This is a genomic window from Bradyrhizobium guangdongense (assembly GCF_004114975.1).
GTDB classification, from domain to species: domain Bacteria; phylum Pseudomonadota; class Alphaproteobacteria; order Rhizobiales; family Xanthobacteraceae; genus Bradyrhizobium; species Bradyrhizobium guangdongense.
The window spans coordinates 6,343,423-6,355,623 of the sequence record NZ_CP030051.1; the positions used below are offsets into that span (position 1 = coordinate 6,343,423).

General features: G+C 64.6%; 13 protein-coding genes and 1 pseudogene. 7 read left to right on the plus strand and 7 right to left on the minus strand.

Annotated elements, in window-relative coordinates; all coding sequences use genetic code 11:
- The first annotated feature begins 180 nt into the window (after window positions 1-180).
- Complete coding sequence (locus tag X265_RS30275; protein ID WP_128968152.1) at window positions 181-366, plus strand: hypothetical protein; 186 nt, start codon at window positions 181-183, stop codon at window positions 364-366.
- 52 nt (window positions 367-418) lie between these two features.
- On the opposite strand, the gene X265_RS30280 is transcribed toward X265_RS30275, so the two are convergent.
- The 4 genes and pseudogenes from X265_RS30280 to X265_RS30295 form a co-directional block, all read right to left on the minus strand.
- Window positions 419-1,405, minus strand: a complete 987-nt coding sequence (locus tag X265_RS30280; protein WP_128968153.1) for a class I SAM-dependent methyltransferase — start codon at window positions 1,403-1,405, stop codon at window positions 419-421.
- Window positions 1,406-1,419: 14 nt separating this feature from the next.
- Window positions 1,420-1,902 (minus strand): transcription elongation factor GreA, encoded by a 483-nt coding sequence (gene greA, locus X265_RS30285; protein ID WP_128968154.1) that lies wholly within the window; start codon window positions 1,900-1,902, stop codon window positions 1,420-1,422.
- Window positions 1,903-2,044: 142 nt separating this feature from the next.
- Window positions 2,045-2,518, minus strand: coding sequence for a hypothetical protein (locus tag X265_RS30290; protein WP_128968155.1), 474 nt, complete (start codon window positions 2,516-2,518; stop codon window positions 2,045-2,047).
- A 150-nt stretch (window positions 2,519-2,668) separates the two neighbouring features.
- Window positions 2,669-2,990: pseudogene (locus X265_RS30295) on the minus strand (hypothetical protein).
- A gap of 338 nt (window positions 2,991-3,328) precedes the next feature.
- Here X265_RS30295 and X265_RS41985 point away from each other — a divergent pair.
- From X265_RS41985 to X265_RS30305, 3 genes are all read left to right on the plus strand, one after another.
- Entirely contained in the window at window positions 3,329-3,463 is a 135-nt protein-coding gene (locus X265_RS41985) for a hypothetical protein (RefSeq protein ID WP_283815005.1), read from the plus strand.
- A gap of 75 nt (window positions 3,464-3,538) precedes the next feature.
- A complete protein-coding gene (locus tag X265_RS30300; RefSeq protein ID WP_128968156.1) occupies window positions 3,539-5,080 on the plus strand; it encodes a peroxidase family protein in 1,542 nt (513 codons plus the stop codon).
- Between the two features lie 197 nt (window positions 5,081-5,277).
- Window positions 5,278-5,505 carry a hypothetical protein gene (locus tag X265_RS30305; protein ID WP_128968157.1) on the plus strand — a complete coding sequence of 76 codons (228 nt, stop codon included), beginning with the start codon at window positions 5,278-5,280 and terminating at the stop codon, window positions 5,503-5,505.
- 87 nt (window positions 5,506-5,592) lie between these two features.
- On the opposite strand, the gene X265_RS30310 is transcribed toward X265_RS30305, so the two are convergent.
- A complete protein-coding gene (locus X265_RS30310) occupies window positions 5,593-6,111 on the minus strand; it encodes a hypothetical protein (protein ID WP_128968158.1) in 519 nt (172 codons plus the stop codon).
- A gap of 36 nt (window positions 6,112-6,147) precedes the next feature.
- Entirely contained in the window at window positions 6,148-7,695 is a 1,548-nt protein-coding gene (locus X265_RS30315) for an acetolactate synthase large subunit (RefSeq protein WP_128968159.1), read from the minus strand.
- A gap of 259 nt (window positions 7,696-7,954) precedes the next feature.
- Here X265_RS30315 and X265_RS30320 point away from each other — a divergent pair, with 259 nt between their 5' ends.
- Together X265_RS30320 and X265_RS30325 are read left to right on the plus strand one after the other, a co-directional pair.
- Window positions 7,955-8,533, plus strand: a complete 579-nt coding sequence (locus X265_RS30320) for a L,D-transpeptidase (RefSeq protein ID WP_128968160.1) — start codon at window positions 7,955-7,957, stop codon at window positions 8,531-8,533.
- Between the two features lie 92 nt (window positions 8,534-8,625).
- Window positions 8,626-9,441: a DUF2927 domain-containing protein gene (locus X265_RS30325; protein ID WP_164939063.1), complete on the plus strand. Its 816-nt coding sequence runs from the start codon at window positions 8,626-8,628 to the stop codon at window positions 9,439-9,441.
- Between the two features lie 78 nt (window positions 9,442-9,519).
- On the opposite strand, the gene X265_RS30330 is transcribed toward X265_RS30325, so the two are convergent.
- Window positions 9,520-10,647 carry a threonine synthase gene (locus tag X265_RS30330; protein ID WP_128968162.1) on the minus strand — a complete coding sequence of 376 codons (1,128 nt, stop codon included), beginning with the start codon at window positions 10,645-10,647 and terminating at the stop codon, window positions 9,520-9,522.
- 290 nt (window positions 10,648-10,937) lie between these two features.
- Here X265_RS30330 and X265_RS30335 point away from each other — a divergent pair, with 290 nt between their 5' ends.
- Entirely contained in the window at window positions 10,938-12,194 is a 1,257-nt protein-coding gene (locus tag X265_RS30335; protein ID WP_128968163.1) for a GTP cyclohydrolase II, read from the plus strand.
- Window positions 12,195-12,201 lie beyond the last annotated feature (7 nt).

Below are 12,201 nucleotides of genomic sequence, written 5' to 3' on the forward strand. Positions count from 1 at the left end.
GGATTTCTCAAAACCCTGCCTCCAGCCGCGGCCTGCGGTCGGGGCTAAGTTCCCAACTGGAATTAGGTTCCATGACAGCGAGTCCAGCAACAGGACCTGGCCGGCAAAAACATATCTCGGTTAAGTTTCCGACCGGGGAATATCGGCTAGAAGTTGCCCCGTTCGTGACAGGGGATCGCGATGCCACATCGCAAGTACCGCGCGCTGGAAAGCGACTGCCGTGTTCAGGCGGCCATCACCGGCCACAAGAAGACCAAAGCCGAGCTCCAGAAAATGGCTCGCGAATACAAGGTCCTGGCTGATTGGCTGGAAGCGCACCCGCAAGAGCACGAGGGATCGCCTGCCACGGACCAGCCCACTGACTAACGGCGCCTTTGACAGGCGCCGTCGTCCCTCCGGGCTCTGTGCCTGCCCGGCCTCACGCCGACGGAAACGGGTTCGCCGCCCTGGTGTATTTCAGCGCGCCGATGCCAAAGCCTTCCTGGCTGCGGTTCTGGATGAATTCCCTGTGCTCGTAGTGCGGCGACAATTCGCGCCATAGCTGCGGGACACCACCAGCCCAGGCGCTGGTGTTGCCGCTGGATTCGCAGATGTCGTGAAACAGGATGATACCGCCTTCGCGAACGAACGGCCGGTAGCACAGGAAGTCCTGCTTGACGCCTTCATAGCGATGATCGCCATCGATGAACAATGTGTCGATCTGCCGGCCAGCCAGAAATCTCTCGACGCGCCTGACGCTGTCGTCCGCGTAGGACGGCATGTCGAAGAACGTCCAGTGCTGCTTCGGTGTGGCCAGCAGCTTCAGCATTTCCTTGTTCTTCACATGCAGATCGATGCAGATCATCGTCTCCATGGTGGGAAGAAATCGTCCGAACAGGAGCGACGTTCCGCCGTTCAACGTGCCGATTTCAACGACGGTCTTGGGAGCGGATGCGGCGATGTAGTCGAGCGCCGACGAGATCTCCGTCTCGATCTGGCACGAGCCGGTGCCCATATGATGCTTGGTGAAGTCGATGATATCCTGCACGCTCGATCCGCGCTTGTACTCGCCGATGATCTCGTCGCGCTTCTGGGTATTGAACTTGAGGCGCAGTGCAGGTCCGCTATCGGCCAGACGCTTCTTGATCTGTCTGACCGCGAGAACGGCAGGATGAAACTTCAGTTCCGTCAATCGCTCATTGAAGGCCTTGCTCAACGACATATCAACCTCGCTCCAAGCAAAGTTTTGCCGACCGCCCCGAAGGCGAGGATCATCTCCAATTTTGATCAACTTACGGTTTTTGCTTGACGGAGCGATGACCGCGCCGATGCGGAGCGCTAAAGCATGATCCGGAAAAGTGCACAGCGGTTTTAGGAAAAGATCATGCTCAAACAACAACCTAAAGCGCGATGACGATTCATCCAAATCTCATCGCGCTGTTAGGCGATCGCGACGATCTCGAGTTCCTGTGCCCCTGAAACGGCGACGTCGCCGACGGCTTTTCCCATCAGGCATCTTGCAACCGGCGAGACGAACGAGATCGAGCCGGCCTTCGGGTCGGCTTCGTCCTCGCCGACGATGCGGTAGGTCTGCACGCGGCCGTCGGCGCGGCTGAAGGTCACGGTGCTGCCGAAGGCGACCGTCTCGCTGGAGGACGGGGCGGCAACGAGCTGCGCGGTGCGCAGGCGTTCGGCGAGATATCTGATATCGCGCAAGGGTGCCGCCGATTGCCGGCGCTTCTCGTTGACGTCGTCGATCGCTTGCGCGGCTTCATAGGCTTCACGCGCGGCCTGCAGCTGGCCCTGCAATGCCTGCAAGCCCGTCTCCGTCACGAGGTTCGGATGCGGCGAGATCGGACGATCCGGCAGCAACGTTTCGGAGGCGGTCTCGGCGCTCTCTTCTTTGGTAAAGGCGACGCTCAATTCGAAAATCCTGTCGAAAGATTTTAGGCGAGGCCGAAACCCCTCACCCGGATCGCACCTTCGATGCGATCCGACCCTCTCCCTCCGGGAGAGGTGGACGAGTTCTCGGCTCGCGCCGATTCAACTGACTGCCGTCGAAACCTTATATCTCAAGTTCGACGAAACGGCGGAGCTTGAGGACGAGGTCGGGCAAGGCCTGGCGGAACCGGGTGGCGTTCTGGAAGCTGGTCGAGAACGGCGCGAAGGTGAGCATCGCGTTCCAGTTCCGGTAGCCATAGACCGTTACCGAGACGCCCGACGCCGGAAAGTCTTCGAGCTTGCGCAGCTCGCCCAGCACGAGCTCGGCGATCGCCTCCGCCGGCAGCAGTCGCTTGCCGTCCGGCGTCAGGGATTGAGCGGCAGGCGCGACCGCCTTCGGGGCCGATACGGCATCACCGGATGCATCCTGGAGCTTCGGAGACTCCGCCTCCGGGATTTGCGCGACGTCCGGCACGGGTGCGGCCGCTGGCGCGACGTCGGCAAGCGGCGGCGGGCTGGCAGGCTCCGCGCGCTTGTTGCCTCCCAGGATGCTGCTGATCATGGCCACAAGGCCAGCATCCTTTGCGTCGTCACTCATCACGGCTCCCCCCGGCTGGCACCAGTCTAGCACCGGCACCGTGGGCTGCCACAGGGTCCGCCGGTCAGATCGAGCCCTCTCTGCTGCATGGCTCCCGACCGGGTTCGTCGCGGCGCAAGGCGGGCGCGCCTCGCGCCGCGGCGCGACCGGTCACTGCTTCTCGAACGGAATATATTGCTGATATTGTTTCGGCACGGAGCTGCGATAGCGCGCAGGGACGGTCCCGGTGTCGATCGAATGATCAATCTCCTGGCGCCGCGTCATCTTCTTCTTCGGCTTCTTCTGGGCGCTCTTCTTCGACTCCGCTGGCGGAGCCGGATTGTCGGTGGACGCGGCCGGCGCGGTGGTCGCGGCCGGCGTCGTGGTGCTTGCCGCCGCCGGCGTGCCGCCCGCAGCTGGCGCCGTCTGCGCCAGCGCCAGCGGTGACAAGCGGCAGTGCCGTGGCCGCAGCCAGCAAATATGATTGTCGCATCCGAACCTCCAATACCTGATCCCCGATGACGGAGGCGTCAGCCCGGGGAATCATGCGTCCAAGTCCACCGACGGTAGGCGGGACCAGGGCTGCAAACTGTGGCCGAGATCACGTTGTCACGACGGCTTGCCGCATCATAGGCGCAAGCCCGACGCAGCGCACGCTCCGCGACCAGGACGCGCACGACAACCGTGTCGGGTGAGTCCCGGAACACGTAAAGGCCTCGCGGGGAGAACGCTGCAATTTTGACGCGAGCACGATATTCGGCACCGGAATCGTTTCGCCTGACGGGCTGGCGAAGCTGGCCTTGCTTGGCGTCCGAACTTCCGATGACGAGAATGTTATTCGGCATCGGCGCGCCAAGAATTCGCAAAGCGCATCCGCAGCTTGATCGCAACGCTCGCGGATGGAACCGGATCGACATCGCGCAATGTGTGAAGCAGCGCATAGCGACGGCGGATTCCGCCATCTAGCCTCACATGCATCTCTTATGACGAACAACTTCAGCTCTCATTGCCTGCCGTCGTCAGTTTTCATGGAGGATCTTTATGAGCAGTCGTCACGCCATTGCGCCCCGCGGTCTCAACGCCACCCGCTCGCCGCTGTCACAAGGCCGCTTCGGCCGCATGTTCCGCACCCTGACGCCGGCGAAATTCGGCCCGAACGATGCCGACAACATCGCAAATCTTGCGGCGCTCGCCGACAACATGGTCGGCGATTTCGATGGACCGAAGGACAGCCCCGACGCCGAGGAGAGCGGAATTCCCGCGCTCTACACCTATTTCGGCCAGTTCATCGATCACGACATCACCTTCGATCCCGTGAGCTCGCTGACCAAGCAGCAGGACCCGGACGGCCTCGTCGATTTCCGCACGCCGTCGTTCGACCTGGACAATCTCTACGGACGCGGACCAGGCGACCAGCCCTATATGTACGACAGCAACGGCAAGTTCCTGCTCGGCGAGACCTTGACCGGCACCGGCGTATCCAACGCCTTCGATCTGCCGCGCTTCAAGGGCCGCGCGCTCATCGGCGATCCCCGCAACGACGAGAACAGCATCGTCTCGCAGCTGCAGGGGCTGATGCTGCGCTTCCACAACCGCATGGTCGACGACAATGACACGCTCTCTTTCCAGGACGTGCAGCAGCGCGTGCGCTTCCATTATCAATACGTCGTGCTGAACGACTTCCTGCCGCGCATCGTCAATGCCGGCGTGCTGAACGATCTCAAGACCGGCGGGCGCTACGACCGCAGCAAGCTCGCCTATTATCACTGGAAGACGTATCCCTACATGCCGGTCGAGTTTTCGGTCGCGGCCTATCGGCTCGGACACTCGATGATCCGGCCCGGCTACCGGCTCAACGACGCCGACAACATGCTGCTGCAGATATTCCCCGATCCCAACAACCCCGACAACAACGCGCTGACCGGTTTCCGCAGCATGGGACCGGGGCGCGCCATCGATTGGGGACGTTTCATCGACATCGACAGGCGCGCCTACGGCGTCGAGGACGACGGCACCAATCCCGACAACAAGCGGCGGCTCCAGCTCGCCTATCGCATCGACACCTCGCTGGTCGATCCCTTGCGCAAGCTGCCGCCGGAGGTCGCCTCCAATCCGTCGTCACTGGCGTTGCGCAATCTCGAACGCGGCTGGCGGCTCGGCCTGCCGTCGGGCCAGGCGGTCGCCAGGGCGATGCACGTGACGCCGCTGACCGACGAGCAGATCATCATCGGCCGTGCCGTCGACGTCCCCGGGGCGGCCGATCCGCAAGTCCCGATCGCCTCGATTGCCAACGGCGTGTTCAAAGGCAATTGTCCGCTCTGGACCTACATCCTCGCCGAAGCGCGTCAGTTCCAGACCGCGGTCGCGGTCCCGGCCACCGGTGCGCCAGCGGGCGGCATCAACACGCCGCAGCTCGGTCCGGTCGGCGGCCGCATCGTCGCCGAGGTCTTCCTCGGCATGATGTTCGGCGACGCCTCCTCCGTGCTGTCGCTCGACCCGAACTGGGCGCCGGTGACCGGTCCCGATTTCAAGCTGAAGGATCTGGTGACCTACGCGCTGGGCCAGGGAGCCGCGCTGCATTGACGTCGCGACGGTCGAGAATGCAGGGGCCGCTCGTGTGATGCGAGCGGCCTCGTGATTCACGTCTCGCCAGGGGGATGGGATGAACAGCGTCCCGAGCGCAAACCGAACGTGCCTGAAGTCACAGTCGGGCGTCCTCGCATGGTCCATGCTGCGAGGGTCGATAATGACATCGACCAACCATCAGAGAGGAACGATCCATGTTGCGCAAATTCTCGCTTCTTGCAGCTGCCGCGGCCTTATTGGGCACGGCCGCTTTGGCCCCAACCTCCGCCTCCGCATTTGAGTTCGGCGGCTCGCACCATCGGGGTGGTATCACCATCGTGCTCGGCTACCCCGGCTACTATGGTCATGGTTACGGTTACGACGACTGCGATCACGACTACGATTATTACCGGCACCATCCGCGTCGCTGGCGGCCGCTCTGAACGGTTGTTCAGCCGAGGCCCGTGAAGTGCCCTTGAGGCGCGCGAGTTGTGCAGATCCGCGCGCCTCTGACGCGGTAAGTGGACGCCCTATTTCATCGCCCCAAGACCGCTCTCCTCGAGCCGCGCCGCGAACCATCGCGACTGCTGCTCATCGGAGACGCCGCTGAGATAGACCTCCGACATGGTCACGCCGGGCTTGTCCAGCACCAGCAGCACGCCGATCCAATAGGCGAACCAGACATGCGGATCGGTCATCGCCTTCAGTTTGTGCTGGTCGTGTTCAAGCGGGGTGTGATTGCTCGCCTTGCGGATCTCGACGGAGAGCAAATTGTTCGGAATCTCGCGCTGGTGCACGACGACGTCAGGGTAAATCGACTTGCCCAGATGATCGTCGGTCGAGATGATCGCGCCGTGCGGCAGATGCAGCGTGCGCTCGCCGAGCCGGTCGTAGTTGCAATCGACCGCCCAGCCTGGAAACTGCCGCTCGAGATAGACGGCGAAGCGATGCGTGATCGCCCGCTCGCCGACATCCTTCTCGAACAGGAATCCTTCGTGGGCGTAGAAGTCCCGGAGTGCCGTGATCACCTTGTTCAGCTCGGTCTGCATCCAGCCTCCGGGCTCTCGGCGCTCTGTGACGCGCCCCTACATCTGCACTTCGATCAGCCGCGGCCCCGGCTCGGCGACGGCTTCCGCCAGCGCGTTGTTGAACTCGTCGGCATTGGTGACGGCGCGGCCGGGTACGCCCATGCCCTTGGCCAGCGCGACGAAGTCGAGCGTCGGGCGATCGAGCCGCAGCATGTCGTTGGCGCGCTGGCCGGGCTCGCCCGCGCCGACATTGTCGAACTCGCCGCGCAGGATCTGGTAGATGCGGTTGGCGAAAACGATGGTGACGATATCGAGGTTCTCGCGGGCCTGCGTCCACAGCGACTGGATCGTGTACATCGCGCTGCCGTCGCCGACCATGGTGATGACCTTGCGGTCGGGGCAGGCGATCGCGGCGCCGATCGACAGCGGCGTCGAGAAGCCGATCGAGCCGCCCATGTTCTGCAGCCAGTCGTGCGGCGCGGCCGCCGCCGTCGGCGGGAAGAAGCCGCGGCCGGTGGTCAGGGACTCGTCGACCATGATCGCGTTCTCGGGGATCGCGCACGCGATCGCCTGCGCGATCGATGCAAAGGTGAGCGCGCCGGTCGGCTTGACCAACTCCTGCAAAACCTGCGGCTTGACGTCCTTGGCGCTGGCCTTGACGGCGCCGGCGAGCGCTTCGAGCGCCGCGACCGAATTCTCGCCCCAGGCGGTCATGCGATGGACGTCGCAGCCCTCGGGCTTGAGCATGCTCGGCTTGTTCGGATAGGCGAAGAACGCGACGGGATCGTCCGACTCGACCAGCACGATGTGACGGAACCTGACCAGCATCGGCAGCGCGTTCTCGATCACGTAGTGGATGCGGTCGATCGAGAAGCGGCCGCGGCCGCGCGCCATGCGGGGACGGAAGGTCGGGCCCATCACCGTGCAGCCGGTCTTGCCCGCGATGCGCTCGGCCAGCGCCAGGCCCTGTTCGCTCAGCGCACTGCCGGTCATCAGCAGCAGCGTGCCCTCGCCGTCGCCGTGCAGGATCTTGGCGGCCTGCTCGACCGCTTGCGGAGAGTAGCTGGCGCGCTGCTGCTCGGCCGGCACCTCGGCGATGCCGTCGGCTTCGTTCCAGGCGGTATCGGCGGGCAGGATCAGGGTCGCGATCTGCGGCGGGGCGCTTTTGGCGGCGGCGATCGCGGCGGCGCCGTCAGCGGCGACCGATTTGGAATTCGGCGAGGTGCGGACCCAGGACGACATCGGCCGGGCCAGACCCTCGATGTCGGAGGTCAGCGGCGCGTTGTAGTCGATGTGGTAGACGGCATGCTGGCCGACGATGTTGACGATCCCGGAATTGGCTTTCTTGGCGTTGTGCAGATTGGCAAGGCCGTTGGCGAGGCCCGGACCGAGATGCAGCAGGGTCGAGGCGGGCGTGCCCTTCATGCGGAAATAGCCGTCGGCGGCGCCCGTCACCACGCCTTCGAACAGGCCGAGCACGCAGCGCATGCCCGGCACGCGGTCGAGCGCTGCGACAAAATGCATCTCGGAGGTGCCGGGGTTGGTGAAGCAGACGTCCACCCCGCCCTTGACCATTGTCCGCACCAGGCTTTCCGCACCGTTCATTCTGTCTGCTCCCGCAACCGGCGATTTCCAGTGATCCCAATCATTGTTCGCTCGTGCCGTCAAAGCAAGAGTGGCCATTGCGGCCCTGCCCCGCGCGGCAAGGCGCGGGCTTGGCTAACGCTTTCAAGCAAATTGGCCGGGTTGCCGATTTGGTAACGCCAATCGTTAAGCATCACCGCCTCACGGGGCCGTGGCTTGCGGAATGCCCGTAAATATGGCCTCTGGCCTGTGTTGAATCGATTTTTTGCTGGGAGAAACCATGATCCGGATTTTTGCCGCGCCGATTGCCGCCATCGCATTGCTGGCCGTCACGGCCGGCGGCGCCTTCGCCGAAGAGTACGACTCCCGCGACATCATGGGCGGCGGCCCGAACTTCTTCCGCGGCGGCGCCAACCCGATCCCCCGCACCACCGTGATGTACAACGGCAACTACGCCCCCGGCACGATCGTGGTGAACACCGCCGAGCGCCGGCTTTACCTGGTGCTGCAGAACGGCCAGGCGCTGCGCTACGGCATCGGCGTCGGCCGCGACGGTTTCCGCTGGGGCGGCGTGCACAAGATCACCGCCAAGAAGGAGTGGCCGGACTGGACGCCGCCGTCGCAGATGATCGCGCGCCGGCCCGATTTGCCGCGTCACATGAAGGGCGGCATCGAGAACCCGCTCGGAGCGCGCGCGATGTATCTGGGCTCGACGCTCTACCGCATCCACGGCTCCAACGAGCCGGAGACGATCGGCCAGGCCGTCTCCTCGGGCTGCTTCCGCATGACCAATGACGACGTCACCGACCTCTACGGCCGCGTCTCGGTCGGCACCACGGTGGTGGTGCTGAACAACTAGCCGAGCGGAGGCTGCCGAAGGGTGGGGAACCCACGGACTGCGTGAATTGCGGGCTTGTGCGCAGCCGGCGAATGCGGCAGCGTTGCGCGACGATGCGCGCCTTCAACCCGCCCTCGGCTGCCCTTCGCTTCGCCCTGCTGGCGTTTGCAGCGCTCACATCTGTGCCTGACACCGCGACCAGTGCGATCGCCGGCGAGCTGCCCGCGATCGCCTCGCGCCAGCGCACCGAAAAGAAGAGCTTTACCGACGCCGAGATCGTCGACGGTTTCTTCAAGACCGCCTTCGGCGCCGAGTATCATCTCGCCGGCCGCGTCGATCGCATCCGCAAGTTCGACGCCCCGGTGCGTGTGTTCGCCGAGACCGACCGCGCCGACCGCAAGGCGCAGCTCGCAAAGGTGGTGGCCGACATCGGCAAGCACGTGCAGCATCTCGACATCGCCATGACCACGACCGCCGAGGCGGCGAATGTGCGGGTGAAGCTGGTGCGCGACCGCGACCTCTATCGCACCATCACCAGCTTCTACGGCGCGGAGAAGGCGCGCGAGATCCGCACCTCGCTCGATCCGCAATGCCTGTCCGGCTTCCGCAAGAACGAGCAATTCGAGATCGAGCATTCCGACGTCATCCTCACCGTCGACGTCAGCGACTTCACCTTCCTCGACTGCGCCTATGAGGAGGTGCTGCAATCGCTCGGGCCGATCAACGACACATCGAGCGTGCCGTGGACGATGTTCAACGACAATGTGTCGATGGGCTATTTCGACGTCTACGACCAGTACATCCTCAACGTGCTGTACGATCCCCGCATCAAGGCCGGCATGACCGTGCCGGAGGTGAGAGAAGTGCTGCCCGACGTGCTCGCGGACGTGCGCGCCTGGGTGAAGCGGGTGAATGAGCTGAAGGAGTGATCCCGCTGTCATTGCGAGGAGCTCTTGCGACGAAGCAATCCAGACTGCTTCCGCGGGAAAAGTTCTGGAAGCCCTGCCCTACCCCACCAAATCAGCCACCGTGGTCGCCGCCTTCAGCCCCGTGCCGGTCAGCACGACGACCGTGGTCTCGCTCGCCTTGATGGCCCCGCACCCAGCGAGCTTCTCCAGCGCGGCGGCCGCGCTGGCGCTGGTGGGCTCGGTGAACAGGCCCTGCCGCGCCAGACGCCGCAGCGCGGCGACGATCTCGTCCTCGGTGAGCGCGATCGTGCCGCCGCCGCTTTCTCGCAAGGCGGCGATGATCTCGCGCAGCCGCAGCGGCGACTTGATCGCGGTGCCTTCGGCGATGGTCTTGCTCACCTCGCGCGCGACAGGCGTATCGACGCCGGCCTTGAAGCTGGCATCGATCGGCGAGCAGTTGAGCGGCTGGGCCGCGAACAGCCGCGGCAGCTTTGCGATCTGCCCGGCCTTCAGGAGCTCGCGGAAGCCGAAGGCGCAGCCCAGAAGACTGCTGCCGGCGCCGACGGGAACGATGACGTTGTCCGGCGCGCGAAAGCCGAGGTCTTCCCAGATTTCATAGGCGAAGGATTTGGTCCCCTCGAGAAAGAACGGCTGCCAGTTGTGGCTGGCATAGAAGGTCTGGCTCGACTGCCTGATAGCTTCCGCCTCCGACTCCTCGCGCGGACCCTCGACGAGCTGCACCTCGGCGCCGTAGGCGCGCACCTGCGCGATCTTGGCCGGCGAGGTCGAGGCCGGCGCCAAAATCTTCACGCGCATGCCGCCGGCGGCACCAAGCCCTGCCATCGACGAGCCGCCATTGCCGGAGGAATCCTCCAGAATGGCGTTGACCCCGATCTGCCGCAGGAACGACAGCATGACCGCAGAGCCGCGGTCCTTGAAGCTGCCGGTCGGATTGAACCATTCGAGCTTGAAGAACGGCCGCAGATCGCCCCATCCCTGCTGCACCAGCGGCGTGCATCCCGTGCCGAGCGAGATCGGATCCCTGATCTCGACCGGCAGCGCCGCGCGGTAGCGCCACAGCGACCGCGTGCTGCCGTCGATGTCCGCCCGCGAAATCCCCGCGCCCGGTGTCACCAGCAGCGGCGTGCGCTCGTCCGAGCACCAGCGCGGCTCATGGAGGGAATAGAGCTTTCCATTGCGGGGATCGATGTAGCTGGCGGCAGACATGGCGTGCTCCGGGGCAGGGCCGATCCGGTCGATATGTCCGAATATGCGGGTTTTATCCAGACGCCTGACGGCTCCCTTCAAAAATTCGAACAATTACATAGATATAGGCTCTATTCCGGTGCCCTTCGCCGATCCGGACCAGCGGCGGGGGCTGGCCGCCCGCACGATTAACTTGTCTGTCGTGGCTGGCCGCTACAATATGTTGGATTGCGTCGCCGGGCTCTGTCCCGGCACGCGGTGGAGCCAGGCCCGTCCGAGCGGCGGGCCGTTGGCTTTTTGGGAGTTTGGCCATGAGCCGCGCGAACCGTACCGACCACATCCGCCTCACCTCGCACCCCGAGCCCGGCCGCAAGGCGGCCTTTCCGATTCACTGGGGCGCCGCCGACGCGCGTGCCCGCGGGCCGATCATCGGCACGGTGTCGCGGGCAGGCGATCGCAACGTGATCGGCAGCCATGGCGGCTCCTACGCGATGTACCGCGCACTCGCCGTCTCCGCCGGCGCGCTCGATCCCATCCGGCGCCCGGATCTCACCAACACCTTCCCGGCCGCGACCATCGGGCCGTTCGAGCAATGGCGCGATCCCGCCAAGATCGTCGCACTCGATCCCTGGGGCCATCTGGTCGCCGAGAATTTTCGCCAGGAGATCGCCGAAGGCGTCGACATCCGCCCAAGCATCGCGATCACGCGCGCGCGGCTCGACCTGCCGGAGATTCGCGAGGCGCTCGCCGCAAAACGGCTGCGCGCCGACGGCGAGGTCGTGCACGCCAATGGCAGCGTGTCCGTGGTGAAGATCGCGATCGATCCGGTCTGGTATCTGCCCGGCCTTGCCGAGCGCTTCGGCACCAACGAGACCGAGCTGCGCCGCACGCTGTTCGAGCAGACCGCCGGCATGTTCCCGGAGCTCGTGACGCGGCCGGACCTGAAGGTGTTCCTGCCCCCGATCGGCGGCACCACCGTTTACATGTTCGGCGATGTGACAAAGCTGCCTGATCATCGCACCAGGATCACCTGCCGCGTGCATGACGAGTGCAACGGCTCGGACGTGTTCGGCTCCGACATCTGCACCTGCCGTCCCTACCTGATCCACGGCATCGAGGAATCCGCGCGCGGCGCGCAGGAGGGCGGGCTCGGGCTCGTCGTCTACAATCGCAAGGAAGGCCGCGCGCTCGGCGAGGTCACCAAATTCCTGGTCTACAATGCGCGCAAGCGCCAGGAGGACGGCGACGCAGCCGCCGCCTATTTCGAGCGCACCGAATGCGTCGCCGGCGTCCAGGACGCACGCTTCCAGCAATTGATGCCGGACACCATTCACTGGCTCGGCCTGAAGCGGATCGACCGCTTCCTCTCGATGAGCGACATGAAATACGACGCGCTGACCTCGCAAGGAATCGACATCGTCGAGCGCGTGCCGATCCCGCCGGAGCTGATCCCGGCCGATGCCTATGTCGAGATCGCCGCGAAGAAGGCCGCCGGCTATTACTCGACCGACATCGCGCCCGAGAAGGACGTCGACGGCGTGGTCGGACGTTCGCTGGAAAAATACTGATCTGGCG

Bases quoted from the DNA above. Each gene is read 5' to 3' on its own strand.
- X265_RS30305 (WP_128968157.1), top strand. From the start codon at position 5,278: ATGTTGCGCAAATTCTCGCTTCTTGCAGCTGCCGCGGCCTTATTGGGC.
- X265_RS30335 (WP_128968163.1), top strand. From the start codon at position 10,938: ATGAGCCGCGCGAACCGTACCGACCACATCCGCCTCACCTCGCACCCC.
- X265_RS30300 (WP_128968156.1), top strand. From the start codon at position 3,539: ATGAGCAGTCGTCACGCCATTGCGCCCCGCGGTCTCAACGCCACCCGC.
- X265_RS30290 (WP_128968155.1), bottom strand. From the start codon at position 2,518: ATGAGTGACGACGCAAAGGATGCTGGCCTTGTGGCCATGATCAGCAGC.
- X265_RS30275 (WP_128968152.1), top strand. From the start codon at position 181: ATGCCACATCGCAAGTACCGCGCGCTGGAAAGCGACTGCCGTGTTCAG.
- X265_RS41985 (WP_283815005.1), top strand. From the start codon at position 3,329: ATGTTATTCGGCATCGGCGCGCCAAGAATTCGCAAAGCGCATCCGCAG.
- X265_RS30310 (WP_128968158.1), bottom strand. From the start codon at position 6,111: ATGCAGACCGAGCTGAACAAGGTGATCACGGCACTCCGGGACTTCTAC.
- X265_RS30330 (WP_128968162.1), bottom strand. From the start codon at position 10,647: ATGTCTGCCGCCAGCTACATCGATCCCCGCAATGGAAAGCTCTATTCC.
- X265_RS30325 (WP_164939063.1), top strand. From the start codon at position 8,626: ATGCGCGCCTTCAACCCGCCCTCGGCTGCCCTTCGCTTCGCCCTGCTG.
- X265_RS30320 (WP_128968160.1), top strand. From the start codon at position 7,955: ATGATCCGGATTTTTGCCGCGCCGATTGCCGCCATCGCATTGCTGGCC.
- X265_RS30315 (WP_128968159.1), bottom strand. From the start codon at position 7,695: ATGAACGGTGCGGAAAGCCTGGTGCGGACAATGGTCAAGGGCGGGGTG.